The organism is Natrialba asiatica DSM 12278 (assembly GCF_000337555.1).
In the GTDB taxonomy this organism is placed as follows: domain Archaea; phylum Halobacteriota; class Halobacteria; order Halobacteriales; family Natrialbaceae; genus Natrialba; species Natrialba asiatica.
Map to the genome: position 1 here is coordinate 150,666 of NZ_AOIO01000029.1, position 18,733 is coordinate 169,398.

12 protein-coding genes are annotated in these 18,733 nt (G+C 64.6%); 6 read left to right on the forward strand and 6 right to left on the reverse strand.

Features of this window, described 5'->3' with window-relative positions; translation table 11 throughout:
- Nucleotides 1-321: 321 nt before the first annotated feature.
- From C481_RS11390 to C481_RS11400, 3 genes are all read right to left on the reverse strand, one after another.
- The gene (locus C481_RS11390) at nt 322-1,320 is read right to left on the reverse strand and encodes a carboxypeptidase regulatory-like domain-containing protein (protein ID WP_006109355.1); all 999 of its coding nucleotides are present in this window, start codon (nt 1,318-1,320) and stop codon (nt 322-324) included.
- Nucleotides 1,321-2,008: 688 nt separating this feature from the next.
- Entirely contained in the window at nt 2,009-3,271 is a 1,263-nt protein-coding gene (locus tag C481_RS11395; RefSeq protein ID WP_006109356.1) for a polysaccharide deacetylase family protein, read from the reverse strand.
- Between the two features lie 239 nt (nt 3,272-3,510).
- On the reverse strand, nt 3,511-4,326 hold the full coding sequence (locus tag C481_RS11400; protein ID WP_006109357.1) for a hypothetical protein: 816 nt from the start codon (nt 4,324-4,326) through the stop codon (nt 3,511-3,513).
- Nucleotides 4,327-4,494: 168 nt separating this feature from the next.
- Between C481_RS11400 and leuS the strand changes: the two genes are divergently transcribed.
- The 3 genes from leuS (at nt 4,495) to C481_RS11415 (ending at nt 10,607) form a co-directional block, all read left to right on the forward strand.
- Nucleotides 4,495-7,419, forward strand: a complete 2,925-nt coding sequence (leuS, locus tag C481_RS11405) for a leucine--tRNA ligase (protein ID WP_049904615.1) — start codon at nt 4,495-4,497, stop codon at nt 7,417-7,419.
- Between the two features lie 174 nt (nt 7,420-7,593).
- A complete protein-coding gene (locus C481_RS11410; RefSeq protein ID WP_006109359.1) occupies nt 7,594-8,202 on the forward strand; it encodes a DUF420 domain-containing protein in 609 nt (202 codons plus the stop codon).
- A 224-nt stretch (nt 8,203-8,426) separates the two neighbouring features.
- Complete coding sequence (locus C481_RS11415; RefSeq protein ID WP_006109360.1) at nt 8,427-10,607, forward strand: ATP-binding protein; 2,181 nt, start codon at nt 8,427-8,429, stop codon at nt 10,605-10,607.
- A 16-nt stretch (nt 10,608-10,623) separates the two neighbouring features.
- Here C481_RS11415 and C481_RS11420 read toward each other — a convergent pair whose 3' ends face one another.
- Together C481_RS11420 and C481_RS11425 are read right to left on the reverse strand one after the other, a co-directional pair.
- The gene (locus tag C481_RS11420) at nt 10,624-11,397 is read right to left on the reverse strand and encodes an ABC transporter permease (protein ID WP_006109361.1); all 774 of its coding nucleotides are present in this window, start codon (nt 11,395-11,397) and stop codon (nt 10,624-10,626) included.
- Nucleotides 11,394-12,434 (reverse strand): ABC transporter ATP-binding protein, encoded by a 1,041-nt coding sequence (locus C481_RS11425; protein WP_006109362.1) that lies wholly within the window; start codon nt 12,432-12,434, stop codon nt 11,394-11,396. Before C481_RS11425 ends, C481_RS11420 begins: the two co-directional genes overlap by 4 nt.
- Nucleotides 12,435-12,534: 100 nt before the next feature.
- On the opposite strand from C481_RS11425, the gene C481_RS11430 reads away from it, so the two are divergent.
- On the forward strand, nt 12,535-13,488 hold the full coding sequence (locus C481_RS11430) for a TIGR03557 family F420-dependent LLM class oxidoreductase (protein WP_006109363.1): 954 nt from the start codon (nt 12,535-12,537) through the stop codon (nt 13,486-13,488).
- Between the two features lie 105 nt (nt 13,489-13,593).
- Nucleotides 13,594-15,300 (forward strand): outer membrane protein assembly factor BamB family protein, encoded by a 1,707-nt coding sequence (locus C481_RS11435; protein WP_006109364.1) that lies wholly within the window; start codon nt 13,594-13,596, stop codon nt 15,298-15,300.
- A 123-nt stretch (nt 15,301-15,423) separates the two neighbouring features.
- On the opposite strand, the gene glyA is transcribed toward C481_RS11435, so the two are convergent.
- Nucleotides 15,424-16,677, reverse strand: coding sequence for a serine hydroxymethyltransferase (glyA, locus tag C481_RS11440; RefSeq protein ID WP_006109365.1), 1,254 nt, complete (start codon nt 16,675-16,677; stop codon nt 15,424-15,426).
- Between the two features lie 159 nt (nt 16,678-16,836).
- On the opposite strand from glyA, the gene C481_RS11445 reads away from it, so the two are divergent.
- Nucleotides 16,837-18,733 (forward strand): hypothetical protein (locus C481_RS11445; protein ID WP_049904616.1); only part of this gene is annotated, 1,897 nt, incomplete at its 3' end.

Here is an 18,733-nt window from a genome sequence, read left to right on the forward strand (position 1 = left end):
CGAACGACAGTACGTCCGTAGACCGGTTTTCCGCGACGACGGGTGTGGCGAAAGAGAAAGATAGAGAGTTCTGCTGCGTACCGCATCTCCCGTGGTCGAAGGTTCCCGACGGCTATCGATGCAGTCGTAAGCGATCCGGTTGGTCGACTTCAGGCGGTCAATGACGCCTGTGACGATCGCGCGAAAGTGCGACGCTGATGGGACGGCTTCGCCCGCCCGGATCACAGTCGAGGTGAATTCCTTCTGACAGTCGACCGACCGGCAACGAAACCGAACCGTCGGTCGGCCTCACCTCCGAAAACGAGCGACCGAACGGGATCGCTAGTTCGACTCGAGTTCGATCGAGACTTCCTGGTCCTCGTCGAGGTTGACTTCGAACTCGGTTTCCTCGTAGCCGTCTGCGGAGACGACGCCGGTGTACTCGTCGGATTCGGCATCGAGTTCAGCGGTACCGTCGTCGTCGGTCGTAGCGTCTGCGTCGGGACCGAAGAACTGGTAGCCGCTGTAGAGTTCGACGGTTGCTCCTTCGATCGCGCTGCCGTTGTCGCTATCTTCGACGGTGGTTGTGAGTGTGTTGGTGTTGCTGTCGTCGTCGCTGTTGTTGTCGCTCCCGTTGTCGTCACCGTCCTCGCTTTCGAGGGTCAGCGTGGCGCTTTCGTCGCTTCCATCGACCTCGACGTCCGTTTCGCTCTCCTCGTAGCCGTCCGCGGAGGCGGTGAGCGTGTACTCGCCGTCGTTCACGGTGAACTCGGCCTGACCGTTGTTGTCGGTCGTCACGTCGGTCGTTCCGCTGTCGCCAGTGAGTTCGAGGGAGGCGCCCGAGATCGCGTTCCCGTTGTCGTCTTCGACAGTGGTGGTGAGCGTCTGGGTGCTGGTTCCGGAGTCCCCGTCGTTGTCGTCGCTGCCGTTGCCGCCGTTATTGTTATCGCCGTTATCTCCGTCTCCGTCTCCGTTGTCGTCACCGCCGTTGGAACCGTTTCCATCGTCGTTGCCGTTGCCAGTGTCGTTGCCATCGCCGCCACCGCCGTCGCCGCTATCGTCACCGCCGTTCCCATCACCGGTGTCGTCACCGCCATTGGCACCGTCGTCAGTGGTCGCGTTGCCGTTGTCGGTATCGTCGGCGTTCGATCCAGCGCCCGGGTCGTCAGGGCTGTCGTCGTCGTCACCGATCGAACCGAGCGTCTCGTTAATCGATGCGCCACTCGCTGCAAGCGCCAGCCCAGCGACGAGCAACACGACGCCAGCAGCCGTTAGCAGGACCTGTACACCCGTCTGGATCGATCGCGCGTCTGCAGTTTGTTGGCGGGTATTGCGGGACATGTCTGTCAGTAGTCGGTTTGGTGGTCGGGAGACGGCCCAGGCTCCGTCCGGGCCGTCACGCACGGACCATCGCGTGTAGATTCACTCTCGTGGGCGGTCCAACTCGCGTTCTCGACTGGAGACTGGAATGCAGTCTCACCGCTCCTGCCGGGCCTACTGTGGTCACGGTCAAGCCCCGTCTGCGGCCGGGGCGGTGACCCTGACAGCGCACTGAGCAGCAACGGTTGACTCTGGCGGCGTTGCATTACCAGAACAGTTCTCGCTTTCGGCGGTTCACTATACAGTTGCTAAGGTCGTTCTATTGACCTGAACGAGACCGATCGGTACTAGCGGTCCTGTCGTACAGGCCTCCGAGCATTACGGCATCCCAGAGTCGTACTGTTGTGGGAATCGCGACTGATTTTCTTTCGGAATCTCTCCCGTCCAGTTGTCATCGGCCTCGACGGTGATCCAGGCCTCTCCTGCATTAACCGCCCGAACTCGACCGATTGATACGGGCCTTCGTCGTCGATAGCGGTGATCGGTGTCCTGGCTGTGCTCGCTGTATTCGCCGCCGTGATCAGCCGACTGTCAGCGGCGGTCGACCCGGTCGAGTTGAGAACGATTCGACTTCGTCGCGGCAGTTCCTCCGATCGAGTGGCTTATCGTTGCCTCCGCGGAGAAGTTGCTCGTCGCTATCCTTCCCGTGCTATTCGTTATCGCCGTTACTCCCTAAATTACCATCAACCAGGTCCGAGGGTGTGACCACGTCGAGACCGCGGGTTTCGAGGTGATCGAGTAGCTCTTCGAAATCCTCGAGCGGCATGCTGTTCGAGCCGGCCTCCTCCCCGTTCGACGTGTCGACGATACGGGGAATGCGAAGCACCGTGAGTTGCTGGAACTGGTCGCACAGGTTGATCGCGCGCCGAACGCCGCCGCGGAGGTCCGGTCCCCAGATCAGCGGCGTCATGTGCAGGTTGGTCGGTGGCGCGCCGGCGGGAGAGGCCCCGAACAGGAATGCCGATTCGTGGCTGTCACGGAGGACCGTCTGCGTCGCTGCGGCCATCCGATCGTCGGGCGCGAAGAAGTGCCGCGAGCCGTCCTCGTAACCGAGTTCAGCGAGGTCGTCCCGGTTGCCTTCGATGACCTCCTGTTGGCGGTCCTCGGGCATCTCGGGCAGCGGGGTGCTGACGGACGGGTACGAGCAGATGTCCCAGCCCCGTTCGGTGAGTTCGTCGAGTTCGCCGAGTCCCATCCGGCCCTGGCCGCCGATTCGATCGGAATCGACCGGTACTGCGGCGGACCAGCCGCGTTCTTCGAGCCTGTCGGCTGCGAGTTCGTAGTGCGAATCGCGGCCGTCGTAGAACGCGAGGATCGCTTTCCCGTTGTCGACGGCCTCGGTCTTGCGGAGGTCGTCGACCACGATTCGGGTGCCGTCCTCGGGCCCGACGGCGACGATATTCAGCCGCCGGACGTTCGCGAGGTCGGGTTCGCCGTGTTTCTGAATGTACCCGAAGTCGAGTCGCGTCCACCCCTCGAAGTCCGCCGGGATGTCGCGGATGCTGGTGAGGTGACTCCCGCGTTCGGGCGCCATGAACTCGAAGTGAATCTTGGTGACGGAATCGGTTTTGACCGCGAGCGAGGTGTCCCAGCCGTCGAGGTCGATTCCCCGCGGGAAGTCGATGCGCATCGCAGCCCGGTTGCCGTCGCCTTCGACTGCGAGTCCCTGGGAGCCGGTCGGGGCGTCCGACACGGTTTCGAGTTCGCCGGTAACGGCGGTCCAGTCATCTGCTGTCTCGAAGTCGGAGATGACCTCGCCGTCGTCGATGGCGGGCCAGCCGTCGCCGCTGCCCGCATCCCCGTTTCCGTCGCCGTCTCCGTTGTCGGAGCCGTCGCCGTTTCCGTTGCCGTCTCCGCTACTATCGTCGGAGAGGGCGTCGAGGCAGCCTGCGACCGTCGCTGTCGATGTCACGCCTAGTGCTGTGACCAATTGTCGCCGAGACAGTCCACGAGTCATGTCTGTGCCGGCACAACTCCTGCAAGGGACTTTCTAATGGAGGTGTTAATTCCGTTGGGGGAAACAATTCCAGCGCCGACAGCAATCCGAATCCGCTGCCGTTTCTCCGTCGGACTGCCCGATCCATCGGGAACGATGATCGACCCTTAATCGGGTGATAAACGCCGTGTGGGGACCAGCGCTGCTCCGTGAGGTCACGGTATCGGTGGGCCTGCAGTCCTCGGTGGTCCTGCCCGCTCCGGTGGCCCGTCCCCATCCGCCTCTGGCAACCCCACGTCTACGGGCCGGTCGGGCGTCCTCGACTCAGGATCGACCGGGAGTTCAGTGCCGTCCAGGGGGTTCCACTCATCATCGCCCTCGTCATTCTCGTCGCTCTCAGCGTCCCCCTCCCCGTCGCGCCACCGTGACTCGAGTTCAGAGCGCACGTCGGCCGCATCGAAATCGGCCTCGCTGAACTCGGTCGAAACGTCGGCCGGCAGCTCGGGTGGGTGGCGTTCGTCGGTGGCCGGCTCCGATGCTGCCTCCGGGTCGGCCGCCGATTCGTCGATCGTTTCGGCCGTCGTTGTCGCTACCGCAGCCGAGGTCGTCTGGGATGTCGTGGTCGACTCCTCGACTCCCGTGTTTGTCCCCGAAGACGCGGTCGTCTCGACCGTCGCCGCCCCCTCGGGGTCTGCTGTCGTCGCGGAACCGTCGACGGCGGACTCGCCGTTCGATGGGGCTACGAACGCCGTCGTCGCCGTGTCGGTATCCCCGCTTGCAGTCGATTCGTGCGTCTCCGTCGTGTCGTCCGTTGCATCCGTCTCACTCGTCTCATCCGTCTCACCCGTCTCACCCGTCTCGTCCGGCGATTCCGTCGGATCGATCGAACTGGAGCGATCGGGCATCATACTCGGAGCGAAGGCAGCGATGAGCAGCGAGAACGTACACAACACCACCACAACCGTGACGATGAGTGTCCGGGTCGTCGGAAGCTGATCGTCGGGTTCGGGCCGGTCAGACGAGTTCACCATTCGAGACTCTCCAGTCGTGACGGTGAGCCTTTGTTAAGCGTCGCCCACACCTGTAGTCACGGATTACGGGGCTTGGTATCCGCGCTTTGCGCTTCGTGGGTCCGGTGTCGAGCGGTGCCGAACAATGATATGGTCGGCACCCAGAGTGGTGATAACGAGTCCCGCTATATGACAGACCAGTACGATCACGCGCAGGTCCAGGAGTTCTGGCAGTACGTCTGGGAGCGCGACGAGGTCGCCCACCTTTCGGACGACGCCGTCGATCCGACGTACGTCCTCGGCATGTTCCCCTACACCTCCGGGACGCTGCACATGGGCCACGTCCGGAACTACGCGATCACCGACGCCTACGCTCGCTATCGCCGGCTACAGGGCGACGATGTCCTCCATCCGATGGGGTGGGACGCCTTCGGCCTACCCGCCGAAAACGCGGCGTACGAGCGCGCGAGCGACCCCGAATCCTGGACCCGCGCGTGCATCCGCCGCATGCGCGAAGAACTCGAGACGATGGGCTTTGGCTACGACTGGTCGCGGGAGGTTACGACCTGTGAGCCCGCCTACTACCGCTGGAACCAGTGGCTGTTCAAGCGGTTCTACGAGGCCGACCTCGTCGAGTTCACCGGCGCGACGGTCAACTGGTGCCCGGACTGCGAGACGGTACTGGCCGACGCGCAGGTCGCCGTCTCCGACAGCGGCGGTGATGACGACCACGACCATCACGACGAAACCCGCGTCTGCTGGCGCTGCGAAACGCCCGTCGAACGGCGCGAACTCGACCAGTGGTTCTTCACGATCACTGACTACGCGGACGAACTCGCCGACGGCCTCGACGAACTCGAGGGCTGGCCCGAGGGCGTTCGGGAGATCCAGCGTAACTGGATCGGCCGCCGGGACGGTGCACGACTCACGTTCGACCTGTCGAACGCCTCGAGCACCGCCGCCGAATCCGTCGACGTATTTAGCACCCGCCCCGAAACCGCCTTCGGCGCGACCTTCCTCGCCGTCTCGCCCGAGCACGAACTGGCGACTGCACTCGCGGAGACGGACGCGGCGGTCGCCGCGTTCGTCGACCGCACGCGAACTCGTGAGGGCGCGTCCGGACACGCCGACCGCGAGGGGTACAGCGGCTCGGGGATCGAAACGGATGCGACGGCGGTGAATCCGCTGACGGGCGAGGAGCTACCGGTGTACGTCGCCGAGTACGTTCTGGGTGACGTAGGAACCGGCGCGGTGATGGGCGTGCCGGGACACAACGAACGGGACTACGAGTTCGCCCGCGAGCACGACCTGTCGGGGGAGACGGTCGTCGTTCCCGCGGCCGACGCGGCGGACGACGTAACCTCCGGACCCGAGAACGGGCCCTACACTGACGAGGGTGTGCTCGACCTCGGGACTGAGACGGATAGCGAATACGACGGCCTCGCGAGCGAAACGGTTCGAGAAGAACTGCTCGCGGACCACGAGGCGATCGAACCGGACGTGACCTACCGCCTGCGCGACTGGCTGATCTCCCGCCAGCGCTACTGGGGCACGCCGATTCCGGTCGTCCACTGCGAGGACTGCGGTCACGTCCTCGTTCCCGACGACGACCTCCCCGTCGAACTTCCCGAGTTCGTCCAGACGACCGGCAATCCGCTCGACGCCGCCACGGAGTGGAAGGAGACGACCTGTCCCGACTGCGGCGGGCCGGCCGAACGGGAGACGGACACGATGGACACCTTCGTGGACTCCTCGTGGTACTTCCTGCGCTTTCTCTCGCCCGACCTCGCGGGCGCGCCCTTCGATACCGACCGGGCGAACGAGTGGCTGCCGGTCGACATCTACGTCGGCGGCGACGAACACGCGATCCTCCACCTGCTGTACATCCGCTTCGTGACGCGGGCGCTTTCGGACCTGGGACTGCTCGATCGGCGCGAACCGGTCGAGCGCCTCATCAGTCAGGGGACCGTCCTCTACGAAGGCGAGAAGATGTCCACCTCGACCGGTAACGTCGTCACTCCCGACGAGTACGGCGCGGAAACGACGCGGCTGTTCGTCCTCTCGGCCGCCCATCCCGAACAGGACTTCGAGTGGACCGCAAACGACGTTCGCGGTGCCTACGACCTCCAGCAGACCCTGTACGGAATGGCAACGGCGTTCGTCGACGAAGGGACGACCCGAGTGGAACGCACGCCCCGCGATGACTACCTCGATCGGGAGATCGACCGCACGATCGCCGCCACCGCCGACGAGTTCGAACGCCTGCGATTTCACCGGGTCGTCACCGAAATCCGTGAACTCGCGGTACTGCTTCGGCGCTACCGGTCGTTCGATCGCGTTCACGGCGACACGTATCGGCGCGGACTACTGACGATCGCCACGCTCATCTCGCCGCTTGCTCCCCACCTCGGGGAAGAACTCTGGAACATCCTGCGTGGCGAGGGACTGGTCGTCGAAACCGACTGGCCCTCCCCGGCTACCGCCGGCGATTCCCCAACCGCGACTACCGACGCTGCCGATACCGCTCCCAACGTCACCTCCGCGACCGATGACACCTCCGCGACCGATGACACCTCCACAACCGACGACACCCCCGCAACCGCCGGCACCGACGCCGACGCCTCGACGGCCGGGACCGAGATCGAGTACGAACTCGAACGCCGACTCGTCGAAACGACGCTCTCGGACGTTCGAGACATCGTCGATATCGCGTCGATCGACGACCCGGAACGGATCGAACTGGTCGTCGCACAGCCCTGGAAATACGAAGTCGTGGCCCATCTCGATCACCTCGATCAAACCGACGGCGACGCGATCGCCGTCGACGCCGTCCTCGACGAACTCGAGTTCAGTGTGCCGGTCGACCGGGCGGCCGTCGCCGAGTTCGTGCAGAGGGAAGGCGACCGCCCCGGGCAGTCGACGCTTTCCGCCCGGCGTGAACGCGGGATTCTCGACCGCGCGTCCTGGCTCCTGATCGACGAGTTCGGTGCGTCCGTCGTGGTTCGACAGGCCGATGCCGGTGCGCCGACTGGGCGTCCTGGCGACGCTGAACTCGACGCCGACGAGTTGGCACGGCGGGCGCGACCGGGGAAGCCGGCGATTCGAATCGAGTGAGGTTCAGTGGAGATGCGTGCTACTGGCCGCGCTTGGGTGCTCTTCTCTCGGGATGTCGGTCACGGAGCAGCTTTCGACGATCGCGGCAGTTCGAGTTCCGCCGGTCGTGCGAGACGATCTCGTGTCCGCATCACAACAGCAAGACAGATACGGCATCTCTCCTAACGGTCAACAATGGCAACCGCGGACGCACAACAGCGACTTCGGGAGCGGCCGATCGGGGCGACAATCTTTCTGACGGTCGTGGGCTATACGCTCGTTCTCGGGACCTTCCTCCTCGACGTGCCGCTGTACCCGGAGCTGACGAACGCACAGGTCAATCTGCTCACCCACGCGATCGCGGTCATCAACACGGCGACGACGATACTGCTCGTCGCCGGCTGGTACTGGATTCGGGCCGGCGAAACCGGAAAGCACCGGGTAGCGATGATAAGTGGGTTCGCGTTGATCATGCTGTTTCTGGTCGTCTACCTGATCAAGGTCGGCGGCGGCGGTACGAAGCTCTTCCAGGGCCCGGACTGGGCCTACTACTCGTATCTGGTTATGCTGGCGATTCACATTATCCTCTCTATCGTCTCCGTCCCGGTCGTTCTCTACGCGCTGATCCTCGGCCTGACGCACACGCCGGCGGAGTTGCGACAGACGGCCCACGCCAGGGTCGGCCGTATCGCTGCCGGCGCGTGGATTTTAAGCCTCGTCCTCGGCGTCGTGACGTACGTACTGCTCAATCACGTCTTCACCTACGAGTTCAGCGCGATGCTCGTGCCATTAGTACCGGTGTGAGACGGTCCGGTGTATCGATTTCCCGGCGCACTCGCGCCCCATCCTGCGAGTGCGCCGGCACTGACTGCCAGCAGTCCGTCTGAGTCGGCTGGCCGAGGCCCGCTTTCGTATCGATAAGCGGCCCCGTCTCAACGGGGAAATAACGGTTCAGAAGCGAGAAAATCACCGTTTCAGCCAGGTTTGAGGACAGGGTTTACGGGGATCGGCAGTGTAGGTGAGTCGATATGGATTCGCCGTCCCGGGACCCTGACGCCGAACGATCCCAGCAGTTGCGCCAACAGCAGGTGTTGGCCGAACTCAGTGATCGGTCACTCGACGTCCGACGTGGTGCCGTGCGTGCTGGGATGGATACAGATAGCGAGCGCATCGGCTCCAACTCCGACGCCCGCGCCAGCATCACCGAGACGCTCGATGAACTCTTTCGAACAGCGACAGAGCGAATCAGATCGACGCTCGGAACGGATTCGTGTTACGTTCTCGAGGTCGATTCGGCACACGAGTTCTTTCACGTTCGTGCCGGTGCGCTCCGGACCGGTGACCTGAACGAAATGGGCCCGATTCCGGTCGATCCCGACACGCAACTCGGGGCGACACTCGTCTCGCCCGAGCCGATTCTCGTCGACGAGTTCGCGACTGACGACCGGTTTGTGCATGCCGGACCGCCGGTCGAAGACGAGGCGGCGAGTGGACTCAGCGTCAGGATCGAGATGAGCCGCCATGATAGCGAGCCGGATGGACGCGGCGTGTCTCACAATGGCACGGATTCCGATAATGACGAGTCGCCCCGGGATGCGGCTGACGGCCGCGGTACGTGGGGTGTCCTCAGCGCGTATTCGACGACGGCTCGCGAGTTCAGCGAGGGAGAGATCGCGTTCGTCGAGACCGTCGCGAATCTGCTCGCGCTGACGGTCGAGCGGACGCGGGCGGAGCGACGCCGGGAGGAAGAGCAAACGCGTAGAAACAACGTTCTGGAAACCTCGCCAATCGGGATCACGCTTGTCAATGCCGAGGGACAACACGTCTTCTCGAACGATCGGGCAGAAGAGATTCTCGGCCGGTCGATCGAGGAACTAGAGACGTATACACACAACGACGAGCGATGGGATCTCGTCGACGAGAACGGCGAGCAGATGTCGTTCGATGAACTCCCGTTCTCGCGGGTGAAAGAGACGAAGGAGTCGGTGTACGACGAAATCGTCGGTATCAGACGCTCCTCCGACAAACGGGTGTGGCTGCTGATACACTGCAGTCCGCTGTTCGACGCGGACGGCGAATTCGACGGCGTCATCTACGCGTTCAGAGACATCACCGAGCGGCGTGAACTCGAGAGCCGACTCGAAGAGATTCTGGGTCGGGTTGATGAAGCGGTCTGCGCGTTCGATGAGGAGTTACGGTATACGCACGTCAACGACCGGGCCGAGGAGTTGCTTCAGCGATCGGCGGATGAACTCCTCGGCGAGAAGCTCTGGGAGCAGTTTCCGGAGTCGGCAGACGAGGATGTCGTCCAAGAGAGTTTCGAGCGGGCGATGGAATCACAGGAGCAGACGAGTTACGAACACTACTACGAGCCGGCCGGTATCTGGCTCGAGGTGACGATCTATCCGTCCGAAACCGGTGCGTCGGTGTATTTCAGAGATATTACGGATCGGAAGAAGTACCAGCGTCGGCTCGAGGAGTCGAACGAGCGACTCGAACAGTTCGCCTACGCTGCTTCTCACGACCTCCAAGAGCCGTTGCGAATGGTGACGAGTTACCTGCAGCTTATCGAAAATCGGTACGCGGACGAACTGGATCAAGACGGCCGCGAGTTCATCGAGTACGCGGTCGACGGGGCAGATCGGATGCGGGAGATGATCGACGGATTGCTCCAGTTTTCGCGGGTCGAGACGCAGGGGGAGCCGTTCGTGCCGATCGACCTGGAAGACGTTCTCGAGGACGTGCGGCGGGATCTGCGGATGCGGATCGAGGAGAGCGGGGCCGAGATTACGGCGGGTGAACTGCCGTGGGTAGAGGGTGACGGCAACCAGTTACGGCAGGTGTTTCAGAATCTGTTGTCGAACGCGATCGAGTATTCCGGCGACGAACCGCCGCGAATCGACATTTCTGCCCACGATACGGGCAAGGAGTGGGTGATCTCCGTGAGTGATAACGGACTCGGGATCGAACCGGACGATCAAGAGCGGATCTTCGGGTTATTTCAGCGCCGTCACGATAGCGATGAGCAGACGGGGAGCGGGCTCGGGCTGGCTCTTTGTAAGCGGATTATCGAGCGCCACGGCGGTGAAATCTGGGTCGAGTCGGAGCCCGGAGAGGGGGCGACGTTTTCGTTTACGTTGCCGACGCGGTTGGGGCCGAAGCGAGAGTCAGCGTCGGGACCCGAATCAGCCTCGAGTTCGCTGAACTGAACGTCGTCGGGTTCGGTTAGTCCGTTTGCGGAATCGATCGTGCGCCGAGTGCGAAGACGATTCCGGCGAGAACCGCGAGGATGGCGAGGTTCGCCAGTGCGGGATCGACACCGGCGATCGTAGCGGGGTTCGCACCGGGATCGGTCACCGCCCGGACGCCGCGCGTGAAGTACGTCAGCGGCGAGAGGTTCACGAGCGGTTCGAACCAGCCGGGTAACTGCTCGAGCGTGATAAACGTCTCCGAGAGAAACAGGAGCGGGAGGCCGATGCCGTTGCTCGCTGCGACGGCCCCGTCCTGTGAATCCGTGTAGCTGCCGAGCATCGCGCCGACGCCACAGAAGCAGACGACGCCGACGAGGATGTACGGCACGAGCAGGGGAGAGAAGACGATTTGGGCACCCGTCAGGACGATCACGAGCGCGAGGATGAGGAGACTCGCCAGTCCGATGATGACGGCGTTGACGACCGTCTGGGCGAGCAGCCACTCCCCGCGGGTCAGCGGCGTCGTCGCGAGTTTTTCGAAGCGGTTGCCCTCGCGGTGGCGCGCGACTTCGCTCCCCATCCGCGACAGCGGCGTAAAGAGGACGACGACGGCGAGATAGCCCGGCACGTAATAGACCGCCGGCTCCGCGAATAGCCCGCCGCCGGCGGGGTCGGTTCGGACGAGGGCTCCGAAGATGACGATCAGGATCACGGGGAAGAAGAACGTGAAGAAGACCGCCGTCCGACGGCGGACAAACGAGCGCCAGCCGGCTCCCGTCTCGGCCCGGACGCGGCTCGCAACGCTCACGCCGTCTCACCCGCCCGCGCCGCGTCGTCGAGTTCATCGTCGGCCGGTTCGTCCGCGCGGGCGTTTGCATCCGTATCCGTATCCGTGTTTGTATTCGTATCGGACCCGCCTCCCCGCCCGGTGCGTTCGCGCTCGGCCGCATCGGCGAGCGTCAGGTAGACGTCTTCGAGATCGGGTTCGGCCCACGCGAGCCCGGAGTACTCGATATCGTTGGTTTCGAGAGCGTCGACCACGGTCCCGATCTCGGCGGGCGAAATATCGCGGACGACGACGCCCTGGTGATCGCGCTGTCGGCCTCGGGTCGGTTGCTCGACGGCGAACGGGAGATCGGCGAACGCGTCCGAGGGTGCGTCCGTCTCGATTTCGAGGCGGCTCGTCCCGCCGTGCTCGTCGATCAGTTCGGCGGGCGTGCCGCGGGCGACGAGTTCACCGTTCGAAAGCAGGCCGACGCGGTCCGCGAGTCGTTCGGCCTCGGCCATGTCGTGGGTCGTCAGGACGACCGTCGTGCCGGCGTCGGCGAGGGCCTCGATCAGCCGCCAGACGGTTCGCCGGCCGGCGGGATCGATTCCCGTCGTCGGCTCGTCGAGAAAGAGTACGTCGGGATCGTTGACCAGCGTCGCGCCCACGCAGACCCGCCGCTGCTGTCCGCCCGAAAGGTCTTCGTACCAGGTGTCGCCCGCATCGGCGAGGCCCACGTCGGCGAGCACAGCCTCTGGATCGCGTGTCTCCTCGTAGAGTCCGGCGTAGTACGTAAGGAGTTCGCGAGCGGTGAGCCGATCCGGCGGCGAGAACGCCTGCGGGAGGACGCCGAGTCGATCGCGGTCGACGGCCGCCGGTGGCTCATCGAGCACGCGCGCTGATCCCGAGTCGGGATCGGTCGTTCCCGTCAGCGCACGGACGAGCGTCGTCTTGCCGGCCCCGTTCGGGCCGATGAGTGCAAAGACCTCGCCGCGGTCGACGGTCAGCGAGGCGGAATCGAGCGCGACCGTCTCGCCGTATGTCTTCGCGAGTTCAGTCGCGGCAACGACGGCAGACATACGAACGGCTACCCACGCCGTCCGGGTAAGCGGTTCGATTCCCGCGCTCTTGCCCACGCAGGCTCAACCGTTACCGGCCCGTTCGTGATACGGTTTCGGCATGACCCAGCTCGGCTACACCCTCTCGAGCGAAGAACACGGTCCGACTGAACTCGTCGAGTACGCACAGCGTGCCGAGGAGGCCGGCTTCGACTTCGTCTCGATCTCGGATCACTTTCATCCGTGGATTCCGGCGCAGGGGGAGTCGCCGTTCGTCTGGAGCACCCTCGGCGGGATCGCGACGGCGACCGACGAGATCGAGGTCGGGGTCGGCGTCACCTGTCCGACGATGCGCATCCACCCGGTCAACGTCGCCCAGGCGGTCGCGACGGTCGACGAGATGTTCGACGACCGGTTCACGTTCGGCGTCGGCACCGGCGAGAACTTGAACGAGCACGTCACCGGCCACCGCTGGCCCGAACACGACGTTCGTCTCGAGATGCTGACGGAGGCGGTGGACGTGATGCGCAGCCTCTGGACCGGCGAGAACACGAGCCACCACGGCGAGCATTACACGGTCGAGAACGCGCGGCTGTTCACCGTTCCGGACGAGCAGCCGACGATGATCGCAAGCGCGTTCGCCCCGCAGACGGCCCGCTGGGCCGCAGAACACGGCGACGGGCTCTGGTGTTCCGGACCGAAGGGAACCGTCGTCGACGAGTACGAGGACGCCGGGGGCGACGGCCCAGCCTACTCGCAGCTTCACATCTGCTACGCCGACAGCGAGGACGAGGCGATCGATACCGTCCACGAGTACTGGCCGAACGGTTCACTACCGGGTGAACTCGGGCAGGAACTGCCGACGCCGGTGCACTTCGAGCAGGCCACGGAGATGGTCGAGCGGGAGGACATCGCCGAGAGCGGGACCACCACCGATCCGGACCCGCAGGCGCACATCGACGGCATCGAGACGGCGGTCGACGCGGGGTACGATCACGTCTACGTCCACCAGATCGGCCCCGAGCAGGAGCGGGCGCTCGAGTTCTACGAGGAGGAGGTGTTGCCGGCGTTCTGATACGGATGCGGGTGCGGTCGTGAACGGTTTGCGAAACAGTTGCTCAGGGATCAAATTCGTCGTAACAACTGGATAGTAACGACGGTCTCCGGGAGTGGTACCGGTATGTCTGATTGGGATCGCCGTTCGGTACTCGAAACCGGTGCAGCGCTTTCCGTCGGAAGCGGTGTAGCCTCGATCGCCGCCGGCCAAGACGACTCGGGGGAATCCGCTGTCGAGTCGCTTCCGGACCCGTCGTTGGAACCGAATCCGGACCAGGACGAAGACTGGGCGTCGTTCGCCGGCGACGCCAGCCACAGCAGGAGCGTCGAAGCCGACACCGAGTTCGATGCCGACGCGCTCGAGGCCGCCTGGTCCGTCGGGTCGGCCGGACCGGTCGCCGTCGCCGACGACACCGTCTACACCTCGACTGCGGACGGCGTCGCCGCGTTCGACGCGGCCGACGGCACGCTCGTCTGGGAGAACGCGACCGTCGACGCGAGCGAACCGGCGGTGGTCGGCGAGACGGTCTACGTCACCGGCGACGAGGTCGTGGCGCTCGACACCTCGGACGGGAGCGTTCGCTGGGAGAGCGAGTTCGACACCGATGCACCGCTCGGAAGTCCGACGGTGGCCTACGGTGCGGTCTACGTCGGCGTCGACGGGACGCTGTACGCACTCGAAACCGACGACGGGTCGGTTCGGTGGCGAAAGGAGTCGATCTCCGCACCCCCGGACCCGGAGGCCGACGAGGAAGCGGAATACGAGTTCATCAGAGACACCGCGGCGGCGAACGGGGTCGTCTACGCCCTGTCGTGGGGCGGCGCCGTCGCGTTCGAGCCCGAAACCGGGGCCGAGGTTTGGCTCGCTCCGATGCCGTACCTGGGGACAGCCGCGAAGAACACCCAGGTTCGAGCAACGGCGAGTACCGTCGCCGTCGGCAACTCGCAGGCCGAGCACGTACTCGTGAACGCACAAACGGGCGGTGAAGATATTTTGGTCGCATCCGAGAGCGCCGGCTGGGCGCTCGACGACGAGATTTACGTTACCGGGACCGACCACCAACTCGAGGTCGGCGCGTACGAACACGAGTACTACTGGCAGATCGAGAACAAATCTAACGCCGGCCACGCCGTCATCTACGGCGATACGGTGTACGTCTACTTTAGCGATACCGGCCCCGAAGGCGAGGGCGCGCAACCGTACAGTACGGACCTCGTCGCGGTGAACAAATACGACGGAACCGAACAGTGGGTCCTCTCGAACGACGACGTTCCCGTCGGTCACGTTCGCGCGATCAGCGACGGGACGATCTACGTCGACCGCAGCGGTGAACTCGTCGCGCTCCGAGAGGGGGCGGGTGACGAAGGCGGCGGTACCGAAGACGGCGACCAGGGCGACGGCGATTCGGCCGATGGCGGTGACGGAAACGAAGGGACGGACGAGGGAGACGACGCGACCGAGGGGAGTGACGGAACGGCCGACGAGACGGAATCCGATTGCTCGAACGAGAGCGCCGACGCTGATTCTGATTGCGGCGGAGACGGGAACGCGTCCGATGCGGGTGACGATTCCGACGGGAGCGACGGAGATGGCGGGAACGGAACCGGCGGCGAGAACGCCAGCGATAGCGGTGGTCTCGACGGCGGTAGTAACGGGAACGGCAACGCCAACGATAGTGCCGAAAACGGGACGCCCAACGAGACGGACGGAAGCGCCGAGGGTGATACCGTTCCCGGCTTCACGACCGGTGCCGGCATCGTCAGCGGTGCGCTCGGTCTCGAATGGGTTCGCCGGCAGGCCGGCTCGAACGCGGACGACTCGACCGAGTAACGGACGCGTCGGTCGTCGCCGGCGTGTGACTGGCGGCGCTGTGCTCCGGTTTGTAGTTCACGATGAGACGGTCCGGCTCACCGAGCATCGACTTGCAGAAAGACGACGGCCGTCAGACCGCGGTTACTCGTCCTGATACAGCGGGTGTGCCGCACAGAGTTCGTCGACCTCCTCGCGGACCGACGCGATCACGTCCTCGTCGTCCGGCTCGTCGACGACGCGGGCGATCAGGTCCGCGACCGTTCGGCAGTCCTCCTCGTCGAAGCCGCGCGTGGTCAGCGCCGGGGTACCGGCGCGGATGCCGCTCGGGTCGAACGGCGAGCGCGTCTCGCCGGGAACCGTGTTCCCGTTGAGGACGATACCGGCGTCCTCGAGCGCCTCCTCGGCGTCGCCGCCGGAGGTGTCGGGGTGGCTCTCGCGCAGGTCGACGAGCACGAGGTGGTTGTCGGTCCCCTCCGAGACGAGCGAGAAACCGTGTTCGGCGAGCCGGTCGCCGAGCGCTTCGGCATTTGCGACCGTCTGTTCGGCGTACTCCTCGAACTCGGGTTCGAGCGCTTCCTTGAAGCCGACGGCCTTGCCCGCGATATTGTGCATGAGCGGTCCGCCCTGGCCGCCGGGGAAGACGGCCGAGTCGATGTCGTCGGCGTACTCCTCGCTCGTCATCACGATGCCGCCGCGACCCGAGCGGATGGTCTTGTGCGTCGAACCCGTGACGAAGTCGGCGATGCCGACCGGCGACGAGTGCACGCCCGCGGCGACGAGGCCGGTGATGTGGGCGATGTCCGCGAGGTGAAGCGCATCGACGCTGTCGGCGGCCTCCTGAATGCGTTCCCAGTCGATCTCGCGCGGGTACGCGGAGTAGCCCGAGACGATGATATCCGGTTCGAACTCCTCGGCGTGTTCGGCGAGGCCCTCGTAGTCGAGGTAGCCCGTCTCGGGGTCGACCTCGTACTGCTCGACGTCGTAGAGTTGGCCGACGAAGTTCGCCGGGTGGCCGTGACTGAGGTGGCCGCCGTGATTCAGATCCAGCGAGAGGATCTTATCCCCGGGCTCGAGCATCGCGAAGTAGACGGCCTGGTTTGCCTGCGTCCCCGAATGCGGCTGGACGTTGACGTGTTCGGCCCCGAACAACTCTTTGGCACGTTCGATCGCGAGTTCTTCGACCTCGTCGGCGAACTCGCAGCCGCCGTAGTAGCGCGAGCCGGGATACCCCTCGGCGTACTTGTTCGTCAGCGCGCTTCCCTGGGCGTCGATGACGGCGCGGCTGGCGTGGTTCTCGCTCGCGATCATCTGGAGCGTCGATCGCTGGCGGTCCACTTCGCCTTCGAGCGCATCGGCGACGGCGGGATCGACCTCCCGAACGTGCTCGTGGTCCATATCCGATGTGGTGTCTGGCTGCTGTATAAGTGTACCTCTCTTCGGCAAAGCGGGCCACGAACGCAAGCGGTACCCTCGATCGATCAGCACGATCATGTCGTCCGTTATTGATTATCATCCGATACAACTAACTTGACTGCGTTGGATGTACCGCACCCGATGCTTGTGTGGGACGCCCAACAGGATGGCCTCTCCGTCACCGACAGCGATACCGCCGTCCTTGCTGTGACCGGGACCGAGTTCAGTATCGACGAGGCCGACCCGACGCTCGACGTTCCGCGGCCGGTCGACGAAACTATCGCGGTGACCGCGCGTGAACTGCGCTTGCCCCACGCCGTCGTCTACGCGTTCCCTCACGAATCGTCGACGCCACTCGAGCTCGATCCCTGCGGCGACCCGCTCTCGCTTTCGCCCGGGAAGTACGTCGTCGACGTCGACACCGAGATCAAAACCTACCTGCAGTTTGCCGGTGCGGCGCGGATCGAGCGAACGGACGACTTCGAGTCCGTCGTCGTCTCCTTTCCCGAGCGAACGCGAGTCATCCTCGGGTTTCGCAGCCGCCACGAGTTCCCCGCTGGAACGATCACTGTTCCGGACTCACCGGCGGCGCTGGCGCAGGCGATTTCCCACCTCCCGTCCTCGCACAAGACGACGGGACCGGACCGCTCCTATCCGACGCTCCGGGGCCACCCGCCGCTGCTCGAATCGGGCGAGGAACTGGCGATTCCGGACTGCGTTCGTGCCGACACGCCACAGACTGGAATCGAACTCGTCGTCCCGCCCGAGTACGAGTCGCTGTACGTCACCACGCCGCTCGCGTACTACCTGCAGGCGCGCGTTCGCACGGACTCACCGAGCAGCGGCGCACGGCTTCGCCTTCCCGAGTACGATGTCGCCCGCTCCCTCCCCGACCCGCCCCGACTCGAACGCGAGGTCGAACAGTTGCTCCGGCAGACGTTCTTCCTCGACTGTCTGGTTCGCAACGCGGGTCCCTACGGAACCGAACTCGCCGAATCCAGACTGCTCGAGATCCTCGATCTCGAAAGCGAGTCACTGTACGCGGCCTCGCCGCAGGACCGACTCGCGACCTACCTCGACATTCCCTTCGAGGCGATCGAACACCGCCTACCCGACTGGCACCTCGCGACGTACGTCGCCCCCGAGTTCAGCCGCGTCGAGACGCTGCCGTTCCTGCTCGACCGGATGAGCCTGCTCTATCGACCCCGAACGTCGACTCTCGAGGGATGTGAACTCGTCGAACGGTCGCTCGAGGCGTTCTACCGCACCGGCGAGCGGGCGGGGACGGGAGGACAGGTCGCTTCCGTCGATATCGTCAAGCCCGAACTGCGCCACGGCCGGGCCCACGGCTGGCTCGCCGACGGCGTCCCCGTCGACGTCTTCACCGCTGCACCGGAGGCCTACCACAACCGGCTCGCGTTCCTCGATCGCACCTGCGAGGAAACCTCCGTCTGCGTCGTTCTCAACGACCCGGAAATGGCCGGTGAACACGACGACGTGGCCGAGATATACCGCTCTCGTTCCGGCGACCTCCCGATGACCGTCGCCGTCGAGGACGGACTGACGACGGCTGAACTCGCTCGCGTCTTCGAGACGGGCCACGACTTCGTCCACTACATCGGCCACTGCGAGACCGGCGGCCTCTGCTGTCCCGACGGCACGCTCTCGACGGCGAGTCTCGACCGCTGTACCGCCCAGACGTTCTTTCTCAATGCGTGTGGTTCCTTCTACGAGGGACGAACACTGATCGAGAAGGGCAGCGTCGCCGGAGCCGTCACCGTCACCGAGGTCCTGAACGAGCACGCGATCAAGGTCGGCTCCACGTTCGCGACGCTGCTCGTCAACGGCTTTAGCATCGAACGAGCGATGGAACTCGCACGCCGGCGCATCATGATGGGCAAGGACTACACCGTCGTCGGCGACGGCACGCACTCGCTCACGCAGGGCGAACACCGCGTTCCCACCACCCTTCATATCGATGAACTCGACGCGGAACACAGACGCTCCTCGCGCGCAATCCGAACCGGCGATTCGGATA

Coding starts and splice junctions, on each gene's coding strand:
- C481_RS11390 (WP_006109355.1), bottom strand. CDS start 1,320: ATGTCCCGCAATACCCGCCAACAAACTGCAGACGCGCGATCGATCCAG.
- C481_RS11400 (WP_006109357.1), bottom strand. CDS start 4,326: ATGGTGAACTCGTCTGACCGGCCCGAACCCGACGATCAGCTTCCGACG.
- leuS (WP_049904615.1), top strand. CDS start 4,495: ATGACAGACCAGTACGATCACGCGCAGGTCCAGGAGTTCTGGCAGTAC.
- C481_RS11410 (WP_006109359.1), top strand. CDS start 7,594: ATGGCAACCGCGGACGCACAACAGCGACTTCGGGAGCGGCCGATCGGG.
- C481_RS11415 (WP_006109360.1), top strand. CDS start 8,427: ATGGATTCGCCGTCCCGGGACCCTGACGCCGAACGATCCCAGCAGTTG.
- C481_RS11425 (WP_006109362.1), bottom strand. CDS start 12,434: ATGTCTGCCGTCGTTGCCGCGACTGAACTCGCGAAGACATACGGCGAG.
- C481_RS11430 (WP_006109363.1), top strand. CDS start 12,535: ATGACCCAGCTCGGCTACACCCTCTCGAGCGAAGAACACGGTCCGACT.
- C481_RS11435 (WP_006109364.1), top strand. CDS start 13,594: ATGTCTGATTGGGATCGCCGTTCGGTACTCGAAACCGGTGCAGCGCTT.
- glyA (WP_006109365.1), bottom strand. CDS start 16,677: ATGGACCACGAGCACGTTCGGGAGGTCGATCCCGCCGTCGCCGATGCG.